This window comes from Prochlorococcus marinus str. MIT 9211 (assembly GCF_000018585.1).
In the GTDB taxonomy this organism is placed as follows: Bacteria; Cyanobacteriota; Cyanobacteriia; order PCC-6307; family Cyanobiaceae; genus Prochlorococcus_D; species Prochlorococcus_D marinus_B.
Genome location: NC_009976.1, coordinates 276,640 through 297,513, shown reverse-complemented (window position 1 = coordinate 297,513; position 20,874 = coordinate 276,640). Strand labels below are relative to the sequence as shown.

Sequence of the window (20,874 nt, the reverse complement as noted above, 5' to 3'; positions counted from 1 at the left end):
GGGCTATTCACAGTGGTGTGTTCCACTTGCAATCATCGAGACTCACTAGCCTGATCATTTTTGTACCTGTATTACTTATGAAAGCATGTCATCTTTGAACTATTACAAACAAAATACTCTTGCAATTGCTCTAGGTTCCAATATTCCTAGTCCAGCAGGGCCTCCAGTCTCTACCCTTATAACCGTCAAACCTCAGATAGAACAATTGATCTGCGAATGGATCAAAGCTTTAGTGCCAGCAAATAAAACTTTTTTGCCAATTATTTCAAATCTTCACTGGCAATGGTCTCCATTGTATGAAACCCAACCAATTGGTGGGCCTAGCAACCAACCAAATTATATAAATGCTGTCCTTGTAGTTAGAGGAGAGAAATTTGCTTCTATCAGGCCTACAGAGGATAGAGCAATAGATTTATTAAAGCGATTTCTAGAACTAGAAAAAAACTTTGGGAGAGCAAGAGAGCTCTCCAAAGTAAAGTGGGGCCCAAGAACCCTTGATATAGACCTTCTTGCCTGGGGTGATTTGCATATAAACAAAAAAATACTTGTCCTGCCTCATCCTCGATTCATAGAGAGGGACTTTGTGTTAATTCCATTAGCAGCATCAATACAAAGAGAAGCATATGGGATTAGACAAATTCCCCCTCAAGAAGGCTGGGAAGAATAAAGCGATTTAAAAAACTCTACAAAAACAGATAAAAAGTTTGCTAATCATCTATACATGTTCGTTATGACTCCATTGCCACCCCCTGAACCATCTCCAATTCTTTCAAACCAAAGATCTATTGATGTAAAAAAACTTCGTTTTGAAGTAAATAAAATCCAATTACCAATTGGTATAGAAGGTAGTTTTGGAATGATCCGACATCCTGGTGCCGCTCTAGCTGTACCGATACAAGAAAATGGCAATGTAATTCTCTTACGTCAATACCGATTCGCAGTTTCCAGAAGAATCCTTGAATTTCCAGCTGGTACACTCGAAGCCAACGAAGATCCACTTAGCTCTATCAAAAGAGAATTAGGTGAAGAATCTGGCTATCAAGCAAAGCAATGGCATAACCTAGGTTTAATGCTTCCTTGCCCAGGATATTCCGATGAGGTAATTCATCTTTTTCTAGCTCAAAACTTAACTCCGTTAGAAAAAAAACCTTTAGGAGACGAAGATGAAGATATTGAAGTCTTAGAAATGACCAAAAACGAGCTAGAACATGCTATTGCAAGTGGTAATGAGCCCCTGGATGGCAAAAGCATTACAGCTTGGCATAGAGCTTGTCAATTCCTCAACCTTTAAGGGGAAAAATAAGCTTGGTTAGATTAATAAATAGTTTATTTAAAATAAGTCTCATTCTTTTAATAAATTTAGTAATTATTTCATTTATCAGACTAGTAGTAAATTCCTAATTTGATTCACAACATAGTCTTGCTTGTCAAGAGTTAACTCTGGGAAAATAGGTAGGCTTAGAACTTGATGCGAAACTTTTTCTGTAAAAGGTAATTTACAATCTTTATAGCCAATCTCTTGATAAATAGGTTGTAGATGAATTGGGATTGGGTAGTAAATAATTGTATTAACGCCATTTTTTGATAATTCCTCCTTTAACCAATCCCTATAAGTACTATCAGACAAATTATTTTCTTGATGATCAAAGATTTCTTCTCTATCTAGTTTTTTACTAAGATTATTTCCTTTAATCTTTACTACAAATTGATTCCAAGAATGACCACAAAGATCTTGATCATTTATAGAGTCTCCAGGCATTTCTAAGCCTGGTATTCCTTTTAAAAGTTTTTGATATCTTAAGGCAATTGCCTGACGCTTTTTAACCCAGTCAGAAAGCATGGGTAATTTCACGCTTAGAATAGCTGCTTGCAAAGCATCTAAACGGCTGTTATATCCAAGATTGGTATGAAAATATCTTCTAGGCATTCCATGAACGGCAATTTCTCTAACTCTTTGAGCTATTTCAGGGTCATGTGTAGTAACAGCACCTCCATCACCTGCAGCACCTAAATTCTTAGTAGGAAAAAAGCTAAAACAGCCAATATCTCCTATACCTCCAACAGGCTTGCCTCGCCAATATGAGCCAGCTGCTTGTGCACAATCTTCAATAATCTTTAGTCGGTTTTTCTTAGCTATAGAAACAATTACATCCATATCAACAGGACATCCAAAAAGGTGCACTGGCAAAATTGCCTTGGTTGCAGAAGTAATAGCTTTTTCTATCAATCCTGTATTTATAAGAAAATTCTTAGGATCTATATCAATAAATACTGGTTTAGCTCCTACGTTGCTAATTGCTTCTGCTGTTGCAAAGAAACTAAACGAAGGTGTCAAGACTTCATCTCCAGGGCCTATATCTAACGCTCTTAAAGCAAGTATCAAGGCATCAGTTCCACTATTGCAACCAATCGCATATGGGACACAAACGCTTGCAGCAAAGGACTTCTCAAAGTCATCAACCTCTTTTCCCCCTATGTAGTGGCCACTCCTAAGGACCTTGGAAGCAGCAGTCTCCAATTGATGCCCTATATCGGACAGCTGTTGATCAAGACTAAAAGGTGGCACCTGCATAAAAGGCACCTTAAAGCTTTAAGTAGTCAAGCTTCTAGATTGCAATGTCAAATCAACCAAACCAAGACGGTTCATTGCCAGGGTGCCACTTAATATTGCACCCAATAGAAGGTTTTTGATTCAAAAAAACTTTTTCTTTTTTTAAAACAGCTTTTATAGCCATGCGCAAATCAATCCCGGTTAATGGAACTTCGTTACCTGGCCTGCTGCCATCTAGCTGACCTCGATAATTCAAACTTTGCCTGCCCTGTTGGTTAGGAGAAAAAAGAAAAAACTCAGGGGTACAAGAAGCATGCAGCGATTTAGCAAAGTGCTGATCAGAGTCAAGCAAGTATGGGAATCTCCATCCATGCCCTATAGATTGAGCTAAAAGGTTCTCAGGGCCATCTTGCGGGTGGGTAATTAAGCTATTGCTTGCTATAGCGAGGAAATCAACTTCATCAAGATAATCTTGGTCCAATTTCGTTAATTGACTCTCTACATGCTTTACAAAGGGACAATGAGCACAAAGAATCATTATGAGCAATGGCTTCGTTTTAAAGAGTTTGCTGCTAATTCGATCAAACTTCTTTTGAGTAATAGGGTGCCGAAAAGATGTTCCTTGAACAACAGGTAAGTCAAAGAAGGGCAAGGCTGTACCTAAAGGCAACATCGTCGATGTCGTTCTAACCATAAGAATGATGCTGGCAAAATTAGGCTCTTTTAAAATAGTTGCTTAGTTAAATAGATAAGAGGCACCTCAGTAGTAGAGAATAATTAAAACCATTTAAATATTTCCCAAACAAATGCTCCTAGATCTAAGTGGTAAAAAAATCCTTGTCACAGGAATTGCAAACAATCGCTCAATAGCTTGGGGGATTGCCCAACAGTTACATGCTGCAGGGGCTGAACTTGGGATCACCTATCTTCCTGACGAGAAAGGACGGTTTGAAGCAAAAGTTAGAGAATTAACTTCTCCCCTAAATCCATCTTTATTTCTCCCTCTAAATGTTCAAAACTCTGTCCAAATTGAAGAAGTATTTAATGCCATAAAAGAAAAGTGGGGAGTATTAGATGGTCTTGTGCATTGCCTTGCTTTCGCTGGGAAAGAAGAGCTTGTAGGAGATTATAGTGACACAACATCAGAAGGTTTTGCCAGAGCATTAGACATCAGTGCTTACTCTCTTGCTCCACTTTGTAAATATGCAAAACCTCTTTTCAGCGAAAAGGCTGGAGTAGTTACTCTTACCTATCTAGGTGCAGAACGAGCAATTCCTAATTACAACGTTATGGGAGTTGCGAAGGCTGCTCTTGAAGCTTCAGTAAGGTATCTTTCAGCCGAGCTTGGACCAGAGAAACAAGTGCGAGTAAATGCTATTAGTGCAGGCCCTATTAGAACATTGGCAAGCTCCGCAATTGGAGGCATACTTGACATGATCCATAATGTGGAAGAGAAAGCTCCCTTACGCCGAACTGTGACCCAAACTGAAGTTGGAAATACAGCAACTTTCTTACTAAGCGATCTATCAAGTGGGATTTCAGGGCAAACTATTTACGTTGATGCAGGGTATTGCATTAATGGAATGTGATCTAGGTTTCAAAATGCCTTCAGAGTGGAGAACCATATGAGTCTTCAAAGGACAGGCGAAGTGCATCGCGTCACTAAAGAGACGAATGTCACCGTTCGATTAGGACTTGATGGAAAAGGCAAATGCAAGATTTCCACTGGTGTTGCTTTTCTTGATCACATGCTTCAACAGTTATCAAGTCATGGACTTTTTGATTTAGAAGTAATCGCAAAAGGAGATACACATATTGATGATCATCACACTAATGAGGACGTTGGAATCGCAATTGGGCAAGCATTATCTGAATCCCTCGGGGAAAGGCAAGGGATCAATCGATTTGGACACTTTTCTGCGCCTTTGGATGAGGCATTAGTTCAAGTTGTTCTTGATTGCTCTGGGCGGCCTCATCTGAGCTACGGCCTAAACATCCCTTCTCAAAGAATCGGTAGCTATGAAACAGAATTAGTAAAAGAATTTTTTATTGCCGTTGTAAACAACAGCGGGCTAACCCTTCATATTCGTCAACTAGATGGTACTAATTCTCATCACATAGTTGAAGCATGTTTCAAAGCATTTGCTAGAGCACTAAGATTGGCAACTGAATTAGACCCTAGAAGAGGAGATGCTATACCTAGCAGCAAAGGCGTTCTAGAGCAGGCAGGAAGCAAACCAAAACAAATTTGAAGCCAAGGCTGAAACATTTCATTCGCGTTTTGAAAGTATTTGCGCGATCATTAACTCTCCTAATAAAAATAAACAGTGTCTGAGAACGCCTTCCCAACAACGAAAACGAAGGCTTCTGAAAACTTTGAAAGGAGTGACTGGTCAAGTGCTTACTCTAATGTTGATAAAGAATTCAGTAACTTTGAATTAAAGGCTGCTAAAGGTGCAATACCAAAAGATCTATTTGGTACTTTGTACCGAAATGGACCAGGCCGATTAGAGAGAAATGGACAATGGGTCCATCATCCATTCGATGGGGATGGAATGATTACCTCCCTAAGGTTCGAGGAAGGTAAAGCAAATCTCACCAATCGTTTTGTTAGAACAAAAGCCTGGCAAGAAGAAGAAAAAGCTGGAAAATTTATATATAGAGGGGTATTTGGGACCCAAAAAGCCGGAGGGGCTTTATCTAATGCTTTCGATCTTCGTTTAAAAAATATTGCCAATACAAATGTTGTGTTGCTTGGCAATGAACTTTTGGCCCTCTGGGAAGCAGCAAGTCCTTACTCACTTGACCCTAGAAGTTTAGACACTCATGGAATTTCCAACTTAAATGGAGTGCTAAACCCAGGTGAAGCTTTTAGTGCTCATCCTCGATTTGATCCAGGCCATAACAATCAATCTAGAATGGTAACTTTTGGAGTAAATACAGGCCCCAAAAGCACCATACGGTTAATGGAGTTTTCAACCCAAGGTGATGACGCAGGAGTATTGATATCCAACCGAAAAGATACCTTTAATGGATTTGCATTCCTACATGACTTTGCAATTACTCCAAATTGGGCAGTGTTCTTACAAAATGCAATTGACTTCAACCCATTGCCATTCATATTTGGTCAAAAAGGTGCCGCTCAATGTTTATCATCTTCAAAAAATAACAAAGGAAGGTTCTTATTAATTCCTAGAGATTCAGGCTGCTATGCATTAGAGCCACCTAGGATATTTGAGGCTCCAGATGGATTTGTTTTTCATCATCTAAATGCTTGGGAAGAGAACTCAGAGGTCGTTATTGAAAGTATTTTCTATAATGACTTTCCTTCAATTCAGCCTAATGAAAATTTTCTAGAGATTAATTTTGATGAAATTCCTGAAGGTATATTAAAGAAATGCAGGATTAACTTATTAAACAAAAATGTTACAACAGAAGTATTAAGCAATCAATGTTGTGAATTCGCAATGGTTAATCCTCGAATGCTTGGAATGAAAGCCAGATACAGCTGGATGGCAACTGCACAGAAAGAGCATGGGAATGGCCCTCTGCAGAACATTAAGAAATTCGATTTATTTAATTCACAAAAGCATATTTGGAGTGCTGCACCAAGAGGATTTGTCAGTGAACCAATCATGGTACCAACTAGTTCATCAAATGAGGATGATGGTTGGGTTTTAACTGTTGTATGGAATGGGGAAAGACTAGCTAGTGATTTAGTAATTTTAAACGCCAATGATTTAAGTGAACAAGCTATTTTGGAGTTACCGCTGGCAATTCCTCATGGATTACATGGAAGTTGGGTTGAAGGTTAAATTAACTCGGGTAAGCTTTATTTAAATCATCAATATTTAAGGCTGAATAATTTTTTTAGGCTTGGCATTAATGCCTCAAAAGCTTTGCCACGATGACTTACAAGCCTTTTATCTTTTGCTCTCATCTCTGCGAATGTCAATCCAGTACCTCTAACTTCAAAGACTGGATCATAACCAAAACCTTTATTACCTCTTGCTGTATATGTAATAATTCCTTCACATCTTCCTTCAACCTCAAATAAAACACCATCTTCTGCCGAAGCCAAGCAAAGTGAAGAAATAAAAGATGCATTTCTATTCTTAAAAGGTAATAATTCTCTCAGCAATCTATCGACCCTTTCTTTATCAGTATTGCCATATCTAGCAGAGTAAACACCAGGAGCACCATCTAAAGCTTCTACAACTAATCCAGAATCATCAGCAAGAGCAAATTCCCCTGTAAATTTTGCCACATAAAGAGCTTTTAACTTTGCATTATCTGAAAAAGTTTCTCCTGTTTCATCCACTTTAACTCCATCTGGTTGACTAATAATATTTAAACTTAAACCAGATAAAAGTTGCTTAAACTCCTCAACCTTCCCCATATTCCCACTCGCTACAACCAAGTTATTATTATTTTTTTGAGAATTGACACTCATATTTCTACAGCAAATTGCCTTGCCCATGCAAGATTCTTCTCAACTTGAATTGGAGTTGGAGCTTCGCAATAGATCCTCAAAAGAGGTTCTGTACCAGAGAACCTAAACATAAGCCAGTGGCATTCTCCTAATTTCAACTTGTAGCCATCAATCATAATAACCTCTTGTACTATCTCATCAGAGATTGAATTCGGAGGACTGTTTCTCAATAATTCTTCTAATCTTACTCGGCAATTGTTATCTTCAAGTCTTAAATCTATTCGGTCATAATAACTTTTACCAAAACAATCATGCAAAGTATTTACTCTTTCGCCTAAAGGCATCTTTATAGAAGTGACAGCTTCTAACAAAACCAAAGCAGCATATAAAGCATCTCTTTCAGGGATATGAGATCCAAAACCTATACCTCCTGATTCCTCTCCCCCAAGTAGCACATCTCTATTAAACATTTCTGAAGCAATAAACTTAAAACCAACAGGAACTTCAATCACTTCTCGCCCTAATTTTTCTGCAACAAGAGCTATCAAATCTGATCCACTGACAGTTTTAATTACACATCCTGGCAAATTCTTCACACCAACAAGATGATCTATAAAAAGAGGTACTAACAATTGATTACTGCAAAATCGCCCTTGTTCATCTATTGCAGCGATTCGATCACCATCGCCATCAAAAACTAAACCCAATGATTGCGTACCAGCAGCTGAAGAGGCTTTAACAGATGAGATGAGTTGACCTAAATACTGCGATAAAGGCTCTGGAGGATTTCCGCCAAACAATGGGTCTCTATTTACTCGAATTTCTTGTAAAAATTCTTGTGAACCATCCCCAAAAAGTTCTGCGATACAGCCAGCAGCAGACCCATGCATATAGTCAATTATTACCTTGAGGCCCATTGCCTTAAGTCCATTTGCAATTTTCTCTATATCAAACTTTCGCTTTAAGCCAGCTATATGCTGCTCTCGACAATTAAAGCTTTCTGTTATGCCGTTAATTGGCATAGTTATCCCCCCTGCCAAAAGCCTGTGCTCAACTGCCTGGGTGAAGTCACTATCTACAGAACATCCAGATGGTCCCTTAATCTTCAAACCAAGCCATTCAGGAGGGTTGTGGCTAGCAGTAATGACTAATGCCCCTATAGCTTGATGCTGAACAACAGCCCAGCTACACGCCGGAGTTGTTACTGGAGTTTCGGAAATTAATGGCTCAAGTTCGCAACCTCTGACAGCACAAGAGATAGCTGCAGCAAACTCAGGCGCTAAAAACCTTTGATCATAGCCAATGATAACTTTATTGCTTAATCCCTTTGGAGCACGGTAAGCAAGTTCCTGAGTCGCTGCTGTCGCCACAGAAAGCAACCTTTCTAGAGTGATATCAACCCCTAAAACACCTCGCCAACCATCTGTGCCAAATCGGATTGGATCAGATTGCAATTTCAAGGAATTCTTAAACATATCTAAGACTTAGTTGAAATAAAAGAAAAAACAAGCACCTTAAGGTCTATGTATGAGTATCCCTCCAATAGAAAGCAAGATAATTACAGATCGTTTGCTAAGCAGTTGGATTCGCTGCAAGCGTAAAGCCTGGTTGGATGTATATGAAAATAAAGAAAGAAAAATTTGGCTAGCTCACAGAAGCCTGCAACTTGATCACCAATACAAAAGTCTCAAAGCATTTTCCTGTACAAAGCCAGGTTATGGCATTAAAGGTTGCCTTAAAGGAGAGGAAAACGTTGTTGGGATCAGACTAAAAACAAGCAATTTTTTTAATCATCACATAGAAGCTCACCCTTTGATACTTCACAAAACAAAAGGGAATAGTTGCTTTGGGAACTTCAAATACCAACCCGTAATTGTCAGGCAAGGGCGTAGAATTACAAGAAATCATAGACTTAGCCTTGCCTTATGGGGGCATTTACTAGAACAATTCCAGCAATCATCTATAGACGAAGGTTTAGCCATCTCATTAACTAAAAACGGCCTAGAGATAGATAAAGTTTTCCTTAGTAAGAAGCTTCACCAGCAATTACTTAATTCAATAAATAAATTGATTATAGACTTAGATAAAAAAGATCCGCCATCACTAACCTCAGACAGAAAAAAATGTGTGCTTTGCCCCTGGAATAAAGTATGCAATAAGAAAGCTTTAGAAGAAGGTCATCTAAGTGAAATCAATGGAATTGGTTCAAAGCGACAGGAAATTCTTCAATCAATTGGAATTAACAATATTACAGAATTAGCAAAAGCAAAGTCAATTTTTCTAAGCGATAAGCTAGACACTTTTGGGGGCAAAAATGACATGCTTTCCCATCAATTAATTAATCAAGCTAAAGTACAGCTAAGCTCAATACCTAAGAGGATAAATACAAACCCTGTCTTACCTGAACTAAGCAATGTGCCTGGTGTTATTATTTATGATATAGAATCTGATCCAGATGCTAACCATGATTTTCTTCATGGTTTTATTTCTATTAGGAAAACAGGAATCAGGAATTGGGATGTAGATAATTTTAATTATAATAATATACTTACTATCTCTAATAAGGATGAAAAAGATACTTTATTTGAAATTTATAAACAATTTAATAATTTTAATTCCTGGCCCATTCTTCATTATGGAGAGACAGAATACTTGTCTTTTCAAAAGATGGCAAAGCGTCATGGGATGCCAGATTTAGAATTAAATTCTATTCAAAATAGATTTGTAGATGTTCACGAAAGAGTAAGAAAACATTGGCTATTACCAGTTAATAGCTATGGCCTCAAAGGTGTTGCTCAATGGTTAGGTTTTAAATGGGACCAAAAGAATGTGGATGGAGCTCAAGCTTTACTATGGTGGAGACAATGGCGTTCAACACAAAACAATTCAATAGTGCACAAGGCTAACCTTAAAAAACTCCTCAGATACAATCAGGATGACTGCATAGCAACCTGGGTTATAGCACAATGGCTTTTAAATAATGATAGAGAACATAAATAGCCTATATTAAGAAATCTACAAATCCTATCGGTGAAGTTACTTCTAATGAAATAGACGTGTCTGCAATAAATAATAACTTCTCAGAGATGTACTTTCTTCTTATCAAAGCAAGTCCAATAGTCTTACCATCTTCTATTTGCATAGATGAAGTAATGTAGCCTGCTTTATCCCCGCCTATTTCTAGGTAATTCCCAACCAAAGTATCATCAGAAGTCATTTCTTTATTAATCTCCCAAAAACGCAATTGTTGTTTTAATAATGAATTATTTTTTAATTTTGCCATAGTTTCTTGTCCTAAATAACACCCCTTATTTAGATTGATTAAATTAGACAGTCCTAGCTCGAAAGGGTTAGTTTTCTCGTTTAATTCTCCAAGACCAATAGGCAGACCCTGTCTAATTCTCCATTCTTCAATTTGATTTTTATTGGCAGGCTGAAATCCATCAAAAACAGAACTTGTAGATTCAGAAGGCAAAAGCCATTCGACATAACATTCACCCCAAGTTTTTTTATAAGAGAGCTCCTGAACTCTTTGAATAAAACCTATAGATTGAATCTCAACCTGATCCGAAGGGAAAATAACTTGATCAAATCCATTTAATAATTTTTGACTGTTCCCTCCAAGTACAACCACCTCAGCATCTTGGTCGATGAATCTAACCTCTAATAATGCTTTAAGCCTCCCAGTCGGCGAAAGCCAGCAAGTTCTTAAATATTTATGATTTCCCTCGGGATGGATTATTTCAGCAGTTGTTTGCCCTTGCAAGAACTTTCTACTACCTCGACCATTTAATCGAAATCGAGGTAGAGCTGCTTTCCAAAAAAAAGAGTTTGGGAAATTCAACTCGATATGTCTTTGGCTCTCTGGACAAGCTCATCAAGGTTAAAAAGACTGATAAGCAGCAAACCTGATTTTTGTATTTCCATAGCAGCACCCTCTTGCCTATCAACAATTGCAAGAATCCTATTAACTTTATAACCTGCTTTCGAAATTTGCGAAACTGCTTTAAGAGAAGAGCCTCCAGTAGTTACAACATCCTCTAGAACAGTGATCACAGATCCTTTTGGAGGAAGAGGTCCTTCAATCCAAGCCTCAGTCCCATGTCCTTTAGGCTCTTTCCTCACAATTAAGGCATTAAGTGTCCTTTCTTGTTGAGCAGCAGCCATTGCTAAGCCGCTAACCAAAGGATCTGCTCCTAACGTAAGGCCCGCAACAGCGATAGAGTCTTCTTCAACATGAGGAAGGAATAAATCGCTTAACAATACGAGGCCAAATCCACTAAGTGTTACAGGCTTGCAATTTACATAATGGTTACTCTTTTTACCTGAAGACAAGGTGAATGTGCCATGCCTATAAGCATTAGAGGCAAGCAGGCTTAAAAGCTTTTCTCTTGAAGAGTCTTTAGATTGTGCAATTGGATTCATTTTGAAAATGACATCTTTAAGGATTGAGTTGCTTCAATATCGATCCATGTAATTATTATTCCTTTAAAGGTCTTCACAACACACTAAAACCTTGTAAAAATCCTTTAGAAGGGGGGTGTAGCAATCTGGTGAATGCAGCGAACTCATAATTCGCCTTAGGCGAGTTCGATCCTCGCCACCCCCATTTGATCATCTTGATGAGGCTTCTTCTTCTCGCAATACTACTTTCACTGCCAGCATTTTTTGCTGCAGGAGAGCTTGCAATATTACGACTTAGGCCAAGTCGAGTAGAAAGACTGATTGAGGAAAAGCAACCAGGCGCCCATTCAATTCACAGGCTGCAAAAAAGGTTACGTAGAACATTAATGGCCGCTCAACTAGGTATAACAATTGCGCTAGTTGCCTTGGGATGGTTAGCAAATGAACTAGCAAACTTATGGTTCTTTTCTACAGAATCAAAATCTCGCTTATTAAATCTCACCATCTTTCTGAGCATTGTCTTACTTGGAACATTGCTTTCTGGCCTCCTACCAAAAGCATTGGTTCTTAGCAATCCTGAAAAATCTGCTCTGCGAATCTCGCCTCTTCTAGAAGGAGTAATAAGAGCAATGACTCCTATTCTTTCTTTATTAGAAACAATCTCTTCTTTTTTACTGAGGTTAATTGGGTTGAACATGCAGTGGGAATCATTAGTTACTGCTTTATCAGCAGGAGAATTAGAAACCCTTATTGAATCAGGCAAAGTTACTGGTCTGCACCCTGATGAAAAAAATATTCTGGAAGGTGTCTTCGCGCTTAGAGATACACAAGTTCGCGAAGTTATGGTCCCTCGTTCAGGGATGGTGACCCTTCCCAGAAATGTTCTTTTCTCTGAATTAATGAGCAAAGTTCATTTAACTCGACATGCTCGTTTTTTGGTTATTGGTGATTCACTTGATAACGTTCTTGGAGTTCTAGACCTGCGCCTCTTAGCCGAGCCAATTTCGAAAGGAGAAATGAATCCTGATACACCTTTGGAAAAATATATCAAGCCTGTTGCACGAGTTGCAGAAACTTGCACATTAGAGATGTTGCTTCCCTTAATAAGAAAAGGAAACCCTTTTTTGTTAGTGGTCGATGAGCATGGAGGGACTGAAGGGCTTATAACAGCAGCAGACTTAACAGGAGAAATCGTTGGTGAAGAAATTGATTCAGGTAAAAAAGAGCCTATTCTACGAAGAATAAATAACAGTTCCAAAACGTGGATTGCTGCAGGCGATCTAGAAATTATTGAACTTAATCGACAATTGAATATCGATCTTCCTGAAAACATAAATCACTATACGCTTGCTGGCTTCTTATTAGAAAAGCTTCAAAGCGTTCCTTCCAAAGGAGAAACCCTTCTAGATAATGGAATTATTTTTGAAATTACTTCTATGAGAGGGCCAAGAATTGATCTAGTAAAAATAATGTTGCCCCAAAAAGTTACTGATAAGGATTGATGGAGAGTAATCTCAGTAAATTCATTGTGACCGTTTCATGACCCCAGCCATGACTCCTGTAAAGGTTGGGGTAATAGGAATTGGGAACATGGGCTGGCACCATGCCCGTGTTTTAAGCCTTCTTAAAGATGCAGAGCTAATTGGTGTGGCTGATTTAGATCCCGATCGAGGCCAACTTGCTACTGAGCAATTTAATTGTGAATGGTATGAAAACTACGAGAGCTTGCTAGATCAAGTAGAGGCTGTCTGCATTGCAGTTCCTACGTTGCTTCATCATAAAGTTGGTCTTAATTGTCTTGAGGCTAAAAAGCATGTTCTTATAGAAAAGCCAATTGCGGCAAGTCAATTAGAAGCTTCAGATCTCATAGCCGCATCAAATAAAGCCAATCGATTACTTCAAGTTGGTCATATAGAAAGGTTTAATCCAGCTTTTAAAGAATTAACGAAAGTAGTCACTAACGAGGAAGTTGTTGTTTTAGAAGCAAGACGTCATAGTCCTCATGCAGATAGAGCTAATGATGTTTCTGTGGTGTTAGATCTAATGATTCATGATCTTGATCTAGTACTTGAGCTTGCTAATGCCCCTGTAGTTAGGTTGGCTGCAGTTGGTGGCCGTAGCGGAGATGGTCCTATGGATTATGTAAATGCAACTCTTGGTTTTAGTAATGGTGTGGTGGCGAGTCTTACTGCAAGCAAAATGAGTCATAAAAAGATTCGTAGTCTTACCGCACATTGCAAGAAAAGTCTTGTTGAAACAGATTTCCTAAACCACACACTGCACATTCATCGTCGATCACATGAATGGTATTCGGCAGATCATGGAGAATTGCTATATAGAAATGATGGATTTATTGAAGAAGTTAGTACCACTTCAATTGAACCTTTATACGCAGAGCTTGAACATTTTCTTCAATGCGTAAGAGGCTTAGAAACTCCTGCTGTAGATGGGCAGCAAGCATCTAGAGCACTTTTTCTTGCAGATCTAATAGAACACGCTGTTGATCATCCTGGAGAGGGAATCTCATTAGAAAAAGCCATTTAGCCTAACCGCTAAATAGCTTAAGTTCTCATTAAAATATTTGGGCTAAGCAATAGCCCATTAAAACTGCTGAAATTTAAAAATTTGCAAGTTGTACAGTAACAACTTAAATCAAATAAATAAATTCAACGGAAGCCCACTGCTGCTTGCCAAACAAATACAAGCAAGAAAAACAGAAGAGGAATTAACGGGAGCACATCAACCGTTGGAGCATAAATTCGGTAAGCCTCAGGTAACTGTGCAAGCAAGTCGAGGGTAAGCGGTGCCATCCCTAAATAATTCATTTACATTCGAAGAGACGCTACCACGTGTAATGCGCAATGGAGTCTTTCTGCCATGGAGCGAAATCCTCTGAAAAACATCCGTCCTCGATCGCTCTGCCCATTGCGCGTGTAAAACGAATCAAATGACTTATGTTATGGACGCTTAAAAGGGTTAGACCAAGCAGTTCCTCACTACGAATTAGATGATGGAGATAGGCTCTCGTGTGGTTAGTGCAAGTTTCACAAAGACAAGTTTCATCTAAAGGTTTGTGATCATTTCTAAAAGTTGCATTTCTCAAATTCCATCTTTCACCACTAACTAAAGCTGTGCCATGCCGTCCCAATCTTGTAGGCATTACACAATCAAAAAGATCAATTCCATTAGAAACAGCAATTGCAAGTTCTCTAAGAGATCCAATACCCATTAAATACCTTGGGATTCCCTCGGGTAACAAAGGGGCGACTTTGCGAACAATATGATTAATTTGATCACTTGGTTCACCCACGCTAACTCCCCCAATTGCTATTCCAGGCAAATTAAAGCTAGAGACAACCCTTGCACTTTCCTCTCTCAACTCGGGGTAGCAGCCTCCTTGAATAATCCCAAACAAAGCCTGGTCTGATTTGTTGTGGATTGCGATAGACCTCTCTAACCAATTATGAGTTCTAAGACAAGCTTCTTCGACATCATTAAAGGTTGCTGGGTATGGAGGACATTGATCAAATGCCATAGCAATATCTGACCCTAAACTCATCTGAATTTGTATAGCTATCTCAGGAGTCAACTTGAGATGACTTCCATCGCGTGGATTCTTAAATTCGACTCCTTCATCATCAATTTTATTCAATTTCCCCAAACTAAACACTTGGTAGCCTCCAGAGTCAGTAAGGATTGGCTGATCCCAACCCATAAATTTATGCAGCCCCCCAGCCTCATGAACTATCTCCTCACCAGGCTGCAGATGTAAGTGATAAGTATTAGCAAGAATCATCTCTGAGCCCGTCTTCAATAACTGATCAGGAGAAACTCCTTTAACCGTTCCAAGCGTTCCTACAGGCATGAACTGAGGCGTATGGACATCTCCATGAGGTGTATTTAGGCACCCCACGCGAGCTCGGGTACTAGAACAATTTGAGTTGATCTGAAAACTAAACACAGCCGAATTACTTTTGTAAATATAATTAAAGGCTTAATCAGCCTTTAATTATCTAACAACCTACGGTGTTATTCAGGGCATTAAAAAAGTTTTTTCTGATTCCACCGAACTGGCTAAAGGACTTTGCTGGCGCATGGGTCTTTTATACAATTTTGCCTCATTGGCCAGGTATAAAGCCACAGTTCAAGCGCATCGCACGCTTTGGACCAGCAATAGGTTTTTTTATAGGATGTATACAAATTACTATCTGGTTAATACTTTCTAAACTAGGTTGGCCAACAGAATCATTGGCTCTTATATCAGTTGCCTTAGCAATTTATCTGACTGGTGGCCTTCATTTTGATGGGTTAATAGATACGGCAGATGGGATAGCAGCAGGACAGGAAAAGCAAATGGAAGCCATGAAAGATAGCAATGCAGGAGCAATTGGTAGTCTCGCTATTATTGCTATTATTTTGATTCAAATTTCAGCACTGTTGAAATTAAATAATCTATCAATTATAGCAATTCCAATAGCATCATTTTTTGGAAGAATTTCTCCTTTATGGGCAATAGATAAATTCCCCTATTTGAAAGATAAAGGAATGGGAAAGTTCCACAAAGATAACTGGAAAGGGTTTTTAAAAGAAATTATACCTTCATTGATAATAATTGTTATTATATCAACTATATTTTCAATTATTCCAGAAACTAAAATAGTTCGATTTAATTTATTAATTGGAACTTTAGTGGGCACTATCCCGGTATTTTTGATACCTAATTGGTTGGGTAATCGCCTAGGAGGTCACAACGGTGATTCATATGGTGCCTCTTGTGTATTAACAGAAACATTAATGTTGATTATTCTGGGATTTTTCTTGGAGGTATACTAAGTATAAATGCATTTCCTTTATTAGGTAGAGAGTCATCAAAGCGTTTAGGTTTCGTCTCCAAGTATAATTCGCCTCCAAACTCTTCTGCCAGTTCCTTACCTAAAGCTAAGCCTAATCCAGTACCTTGAAAATCGGTAATATTTTCACTTCTAAACCCTCTAAAGAAAATGCGATCTCTTTCTTCAGTAGGGATTGGATCACCAGCATCCCAAACACAAATTCCTTCTTCATTGAAAGTCATCCCAAGAGAAACTCCAGGGGGGCTATAGCGAAAAGCATTTTCCAAAAGGTTAGCCACTATCTCTGCTATAACTCCTTCTGAAATAGGGCGATCTTCTTTAGTCCAATTTGGCCAATTTACAGGTCCAAACCATTCTCGGCCCTGCAACTTAGAAGTTACAGATGCTCGATCAATTAAAGGCTTAAGTAATTCTCTTAAGTCCAAATTATCTGAGTTAGTTAATAGCGGAGGCAATAATAATCTAGCGGAAGTTAATGCTTTATTAGGAGTCTTAGTATGGCTTAACTGATCCAGCGCTATTAAGTATTTATTAAATTGCTTCTGTTCGGTCATTAGTCCTTCAACCAAGCTTCTTTGAGAGCTCTCAGGACCAAGTTTTCTCAAAAGAAGCTGTGCATATGTTTTTAAAGCTGCCAAAGGGTTTTTTAACTGATGAACCAACATCCCAATTTGCTCTCTCTGTTGAGTTAGTTCTTCTAGAAGTCTCTTTCGGTCAAGCTCTAAACTCAAGCAATTAGACAAAGCCGAAGCAGTAGCTTGCAATTGCTGGTCTAGAAGATCTGGCCATCCTTGTTCTGAAGAAAAACGCTCAGCTCTAAGCACACCTAACAAAACAGAACCATCTTGCAATGGATACCACCTCCGATTAGGAGAAGGCACTCTTAAATCAGGGTCATTTGCAATTGGAGGCAAAACTTTCTTCCTATTTCTTGGAATTTGTCCGACTACTTCTAAAGTTGGTGATCCCTCCTGATTGCTCTGAGCTACATATACGACAACATTTTCCAGCTCAGCCTCCTTTTCGAAGCTGTTTAATTGCTGATGAACAAGATTTAGGAACCTATCCGAAAACTGCATAATTACTAGATCAATTTACACGAGTAGAAAATGGAAGAGAAAATCACTTGATAAATAAAAAAAAACTAATTAAGATTAAAGAAATGGGCCAATAAAGAAAATCCTTGGATTCTCCCAAAGGTCAATTTGGCAAAGTTGCACCAATAGTGCTACCAAGGCTATATCAGAGGTTGATGGGTCCCCTGAGCTTGCCTTTCAGAAGCTAAAGAGATTGGTTTTTTCATCAAAATAGTTTCTGTCTAGCAAACCACTTTTATTAAGTCGGATTTCCCGGCAAATCTCAACTCCTTTTTAATTCAAAAGAGTTTTTCTCATGTCAAAAAAGCGCAAACGCATTAGCCGTAGACGTCTTGCTGGCCAAAGAGTCATGGCACATGTGCCAACTTTTCACCTTGAAACAGGAGATTGTAAGCCTGTAACAGCAGCTAGGCGGTACATCGCAGAAGCTGGACTTAAGTCTCCATCAATTCTTAATGTTCGTCGCAACGAACACACAACTGATCGTTTCTTTTGGGGGGAGAAAGGTTTATTCAGTGCACAATATGCTGAAGAGAATCATTTCCTTTTCCCATCGCTTAGAGGAATTGTTGATTCAGTTGGAGAGCATAATATGTTTGATGGATTAGAACTTACTTCTGATGATTGGGAAGAAATAGAAGAATACGAATATGCTTTTGTTTGATTTACTTTTTTATTAAACACATCTACTACTAATAAAAGAGCTAATCTGATCTATAGCTTCTTGAGGGATTTCATGCCCACCATTAAAGGTATAAATATCACATTGGTTGTTGTTTTGTTTGGCTAGGGCAAATATTTTTTTCGCAGCTTCTAAAGGAACTAATTCATCATTGTCCCCATGAGTCAAAAAGATTGGCGGTGTATTGGCCTGTGGTAGCCAATCTGGGTGAGGGTAAGCACTACAGCCAATTAAACCAGCGAAAGGGAATGCGCAGCCACTAGCCAACGCCATTGCGCCACCTTGGGAAAAGCCCAACAAAAATGTCTTGGAAAAAGGAATTGAACTAAAAGAATTTTTCTGGAATCGACTTTGTAATTTTTTTATAGCGTCTGGGACTGCTGACCAATCTGGCGGGAAAAGTGGATACCACTGACGACCATCCCCTTCACTCAAATGTTCAGGTGCTCTCAGACAAATCAACTGCAATCCAATAGAAAGCTGATTTGCCAATGCTTTTCCAACAGGGACTAAATCTTCTGCATCAGCCCCCCAACCATGAAGCAATATCAGTCGATGAGTAGCATTTTCAAAGTCGACAGAAATAAGATCCTCTTCCATTAAGCATTTTTGTCCTTAGATGCGTAAGTTAGCTCTTTATAGACCTATTTAATCTTCCTCATGGCCCGTATAGCATTAATAAGTGTTTCCAATAAAGATGGGCTAATTCCTTTTGCGAAAACATTAACAACCCTTCATGGTTTTGAGATTATTTCCAGTGGAGGTACTGCTAGAGCGCTGAAAGAAGCAAATATCCCTGTCAAAACAGTTTCTGATTACACTGGAGCTCCAGAAATTCTTGGTGGCCGAGTAAAAACTCTTCATCCTCGAATACATGGCGGAATACTTGCCAAGCAAGGAAATTCATCTCATCAATTTGATCTCGAAAAAGAAAACATCAAAAATATTGATCTTGTAGTCGTAAACCTTTATCCATTTCAAGAAACAATCTCTGATCCAGATGTTACATGGGATAACGCAATAGAAAATATTGATATTGGCGGGCCTGCAATGATTCGCGCAGCAGCCAAAAACCATGAATCAGTAAGTATTCTGACTAATCCAAATCAATATGACGCTTTTCTTGAAAAATTAGAAGCTGGGGAGATTTCAACAACTATCAAAGCAAAACTCGCTCTTGAAGCTTTCGAGCACACCGCAAGTTATGACATAGCAATTAGCCAATGGTTAAGCAAGCAAATTGAATCTAAATATTCTCCATATTTAACTTCTCAACCAATTAAACAAACTCTGAGGTATGGAGAGAATCCTCATCAAAATGCAAATTGGTATAGCGCAGTTAATCAAGGGTGGGGGCAAGCTGAACAATTACAAGGTAAAGAGCTCAGCACAAATAATCTTCTAGATCTAGAAGCTGCTGTTGCAACAATAAGAGAATTTGGATATGACTTAGGCAATAAAGGCAATTCGTGCGAGAAAGCTGCAGTCATTATTAAGCACACTAATCCTTGTGGAGTAGCTGTAAGCAATAATCTGAGCAATGCATTCAACCTGGCCCTTGAGTGCGACTCAATTAGTGCATTTGGAGGAATTGTTGCTCTTAACTGCAATTTAGATGCTGCTACAGCAAAAGAACTAAGCAGTCTATTTTTAGAATGTGTAGTAGCTCCAGACTATGACGCTAACGCTTTAGAGATCCTTTCAACGAAAAAAAATTTAAGGATAATTAAACTTAGTCACAGCTCTATAAAGTCGTCCGAACGTAAGTATATAAGAAGCATTTTAGGAGGAATATTGGTTCAGGAAGTTGATGACAAATTAATTGAACCTAATGAATGGAAAGTTCCTACAAAATTACAAATGTCTATTGAAGACAAAGCTGATCTAGCTTTCGCCTGGCGAGTAGTAAGACATGTTAGATCAAATGCAATAGTAGTTGCATCTGCTGGTCAAACTTTAGGAATAGGTGCAGGGCAAATGAATAGAATAGGGGCAGCAAAAATAGCTCTGGAAGCTGCAGGAGAAAAAGCTCAAGGTGCTGTATTAGCTAGTGATGGCTTCTTTCCCTTTGATGACACAGTACATTTGGCATCAAGATATGGAATCAAATCAATAATTCAACCAGGAGGAAGTATTCGAGACCAATCATCTATAGATGCATGCAATCAATTAGGTCTCTCTATGATATTTACTGGTAAAAGACATTTCCTTCATTAATAATTAATAGAGATAATCTATCTAAAAATAATCTTCAAATAATATGTTACTTTGCACCTTTAGGATAATAAGTAACTTTATTTTTCTTTCGAAAAGCAGATAATCTTCCAGGGCCAGAGCATAAAAAATATAGAGATATTGCAGCATAAATTGAAGATAGTTCAAAAGCATAGTTATGATCATTTACTACTGCCAAAGGAAAACCTTCGAACCCCGTATCAATTAAATGAAAATAAATAGCAAATACCATTGTTGAAAGAAGGCCTAATGCAGAAAGTCTTGCAAAAACTCCAATTGCAAGACCTAACGGACATAAGACTTGTGTAATGCCTGCAGCAAAAGTCCAAATAATTGGATCTCCAGGTAAAAAACCAAAATATTTGCCTACTACAAACTCTGCAAAGCCCTCTGGATCCTGAAGCTTTTCTAGTCCATGATGAATCATAAACAAGCTAAAGGCGACTCTAAGAACAAAGATTGCAAGCTCGCCCAAAATATTAACTTCACCTTCTGCAGAAGGACTAGCAACGACCACTTCCACTTTCTGAGGTTGATTAATGGATGGCAAGTCTCTTGAAGAACCAGGTTCCTGAGATTTGTAATTGCCAGATTCAGACATCACTTATAAGCAATAGGTA

General features: G+C 38.6%; 22 protein-coding genes and 1 tRNA gene. 12 read left to right on the top strand and 11 right to left on the bottom strand.

Translation table 11 applies throughout. The features are described 5' to 3' along the window. Positions 1–85 precede the first annotated feature (85 nt). Together folK and P9211_RS01545 are read left to right on the top strand one after the other, a co-directional pair. Positions 86–667 carry a 2-amino-4-hydroxy-6-hydroxymethyldihydropteridine diphosphokinase gene (gene folK / locus P9211_RS01550; protein WP_012194869.1) on the top strand — a complete coding sequence of 194 codons (582 nt, stop codon included), beginning with the start codon at positions 86–88 and terminating at the stop codon, positions 665–667. Positions 668–730: 63 nt separating this feature from the next. Further along, a complete protein-coding gene (locus P9211_RS01545; RefSeq protein ID WP_041391007.1) occupies positions 731–1,291 on the top strand; it encodes an NUDIX hydrolase in 561 nt (186 codons plus the stop codon). 87 nt (positions 1,292–1,378) lie between these two features. Here P9211_RS01545 and P9211_RS01540 read toward each other — a convergent pair whose 3' ends face one another. Together P9211_RS01540 and P9211_RS01535 are read right to left on the bottom strand one after the other, a co-directional pair. Beyond that, the gene (locus P9211_RS01540) at positions 1,379–2,572 is read right to left on the bottom strand and encodes a DegT/DnrJ/EryC1/StrS family aminotransferase (RefSeq protein ID WP_012194867.1); all 1,194 of its coding nucleotides are present in this window, start codon (positions 2,570–2,572) and stop codon (positions 1,379–1,381) included. Between the two features lie 52 nt (positions 2,573–2,624). Then, positions 2,625–3,245 (bottom strand): thioredoxin family protein, encoded by a 621-nt coding sequence (locus P9211_RS01535; RefSeq protein ID WP_012194866.1) that lies wholly within the window; start codon positions 3,243–3,245, stop codon positions 2,625–2,627. A 112-nt stretch (positions 3,246–3,357) separates the two neighbouring features. Between P9211_RS01535 and fabI the strand changes: the two genes are divergently transcribed. The 3 genes from fabI to P9211_RS01520 all read left to right on the top strand — a co-directional run bounded on the left by fabI (position 3,358) and on the right by P9211_RS01520 (position 6,366). Beyond that, positions 3,358–4,140, top strand: coding sequence for an enoyl-ACP reductase FabI (fabI, locus tag P9211_RS01530; protein ID WP_012194865.1), 783 nt, complete (start codon positions 3,358–3,360; stop codon positions 4,138–4,140). A gap of 36 nt (positions 4,141–4,176) precedes the next feature. Further along, the gene (gene hisB, locus P9211_RS01525; protein ID WP_012194864.1) at positions 4,177–4,803 is read left to right on the top strand and encodes an imidazoleglycerol-phosphate dehydratase HisB; all 627 of its coding nucleotides are present in this window, start codon (positions 4,177–4,179) and stop codon (positions 4,801–4,803) included. 75 nt (positions 4,804–4,878) lie between these two features. Then, positions 4,879–6,366, top strand: coding sequence for a carotenoid oxygenase family protein (locus tag P9211_RS01520; RefSeq protein ID WP_012194863.1), 1,488 nt, complete (start codon positions 4,879–4,881; stop codon positions 6,364–6,366). A 29-nt stretch (positions 6,367–6,395) separates the two neighbouring features. On the opposite strand, the gene rdgB is transcribed toward P9211_RS01520, so the two are convergent. Together rdgB and P9211_RS01510 are read right to left on the bottom strand one after the other, a co-directional pair. Continuing rightward, positions 6,396–7,031, bottom strand: a complete 636-nt coding sequence (gene rdgB, locus P9211_RS01515; protein ID WP_012194862.1) for an RdgB/HAM1 family non-canonical purine NTP pyrophosphatase — start codon at positions 7,029–7,031, stop codon at positions 6,396–6,398. Beyond that, complete coding sequence (locus P9211_RS01510; RefSeq protein ID WP_012194861.1) at positions 7,001–8,458, bottom strand: phosphoglucomutase/phosphomannomutase family protein; 1,458 nt, start codon at positions 8,456–8,458, stop codon at positions 7,001–7,003. Before P9211_RS01510 ends, rdgB begins: the two co-directional genes overlap by 31 nt. 52 nt (positions 8,459–8,510) lie before the next feature. On the opposite strand from P9211_RS01510, the gene P9211_RS01505 reads away from it, so the two are divergent. Next, the gene (locus tag P9211_RS01505; RefSeq protein ID WP_012194860.1) at positions 8,511–9,983 is read left to right on the top strand and encodes a TM0106 family RecB-like putative nuclease; all 1,473 of its coding nucleotides are present in this window, start codon (positions 8,511–8,513) and stop codon (positions 9,981–9,983) included. Position 9,984: 1 nt separating this feature from the next. Here the strand turns inward: P9211_RS01505 and P9211_RS01500 are convergent, their stop codons facing one another. Then, on the bottom strand, positions 9,985–10,827 hold the full coding sequence (locus P9211_RS01500; RefSeq protein WP_012194859.1) for a folate-binding protein YgfZ: 843 nt from the start codon (positions 10,825–10,827) through the stop codon (positions 9,985–9,987). Then, positions 10,824–11,408, bottom strand: coding sequence for an orotate phosphoribosyltransferase (pyrE, locus tag P9211_RS01495; protein WP_012194858.1), 585 nt, complete (start codon positions 11,406–11,408; stop codon positions 10,824–10,826). Before pyrE ends, P9211_RS01500 begins: the two co-directional genes overlap by 4 nt. 111 nt (positions 11,409–11,519) lie before the next feature. Here pyrE and P9211_RS01490 point away from each other — a divergent pair. The 3 genes from P9211_RS01490 to P9211_RS01480 all read left to right on the top strand — a co-directional run bounded on the left by P9211_RS01490 (position 11,520) and on the right by P9211_RS01480 (position 13,931). Continuing rightward, positions 11,520–11,592 (top strand) — tRNA-Ile (locus tag P9211_RS01490). A gap of 13 nt (positions 11,593–11,605) precedes the next feature. Beyond that, a complete protein-coding gene (locus P9211_RS01485) occupies positions 11,606–12,889 on the top strand; it encodes a hemolysin family protein (RefSeq protein ID WP_012194857.1) in 1,284 nt (427 codons plus the stop codon). 37 nt (positions 12,890–12,926) lie between these two features. Beyond that, on the top strand, positions 12,927–13,931 hold the full coding sequence (locus tag P9211_RS01480; protein ID WP_012194856.1) for a Gfo/Idh/MocA family protein: 1,005 nt from the start codon (positions 12,927–12,929) through the stop codon (positions 13,929–13,931). Positions 13,932–14,053: 122 nt separating this feature from the next. Here the strand turns inward: P9211_RS01480 and P9211_RS09185 are convergent, their stop codons facing one another. Both P9211_RS09185 and tgt read right to left on the bottom strand, forming a co-directional pair. Continuing rightward, complete coding sequence (locus tag P9211_RS09185) at positions 14,054–14,197, bottom strand: photosystem II reaction center protein K (protein WP_086934864.1); 144 nt, start codon at positions 14,195–14,197, stop codon at positions 14,054–14,056. 32 nt (positions 14,198–14,229) lie between these two features. After that, positions 14,230–15,348: a tRNA guanosine(34) transglycosylase Tgt gene (gene tgt / locus P9211_RS01475; protein ID WP_012194854.1), complete on the bottom strand. Its 1,119-nt coding sequence runs from the start codon at positions 15,346–15,348 to the stop codon at positions 14,230–14,232. A gap of 65 nt (positions 15,349–15,413) precedes the next feature. On the opposite strand from tgt, the gene cobS reads away from it, so the two are divergent. Continuing rightward, the gene (gene cobS / locus P9211_RS01470) at positions 15,414–16,220 is read left to right on the top strand and encodes an adenosylcobinamide-GDP ribazoletransferase (RefSeq protein ID WP_012194853.1); all 807 of its coding nucleotides are present in this window, start codon (positions 15,414–15,416) and stop codon (positions 16,218–16,220) included. Here the strand turns inward: cobS and P9211_RS01465 are convergent. Beyond that, a complete protein-coding gene (locus tag P9211_RS01465) occupies positions 16,189–17,319 on the bottom strand; it encodes a sensor histidine kinase (RefSeq protein WP_012194852.1) in 1,131 nt (376 codons plus the stop codon). The genes cobS and P9211_RS01465 overlap by 32 nt on opposite strands. Before the next feature lie 313 nt (positions 17,320–17,632). Here P9211_RS01465 and P9211_RS01460 point away from each other — a divergent pair, with 313 nt between their 5' ends. After that, on the top strand, positions 17,633–18,001 hold the full coding sequence (locus tag P9211_RS01460) for a DUF3155 domain-containing protein (RefSeq protein WP_012194851.1): 369 nt from the start codon (positions 17,633–17,635) through the stop codon (positions 17,999–18,001). 12 nt (positions 18,002–18,013) lie between these two features. Here P9211_RS01460 and P9211_RS01455 read toward each other — a convergent pair whose 3' ends face one another. Then, positions 18,014–18,619, bottom strand: a complete 606-nt coding sequence (locus tag P9211_RS01455; RefSeq protein ID WP_012194850.1) for an alpha/beta hydrolase — start codon at positions 18,617–18,619, stop codon at positions 18,014–18,016. 60 nt (positions 18,620–18,679) lie between these two features. Here P9211_RS01455 and purH point away from each other — a divergent pair, with 60 nt between their 5' ends. After that, entirely contained in the window at positions 18,680–20,236 is a 1,557-nt protein-coding gene (purH, locus tag P9211_RS01450) for a bifunctional phosphoribosylaminoimidazolecarboxamide formyltransferase/IMP cyclohydrolase (RefSeq protein WP_012194849.1), read from the top strand. A 46-nt stretch (positions 20,237–20,282) separates the two neighbouring features. Here the strand turns inward: purH and P9211_RS01445 are convergent, their stop codons facing one another. Continuing rightward, a complete protein-coding gene (locus P9211_RS01445; protein WP_012194848.1) occupies positions 20,283–20,855 on the bottom strand; it encodes a DoxX family protein in 573 nt (190 codons plus the stop codon). Positions 20,856–20,874 lie beyond the last annotated feature (19 nt).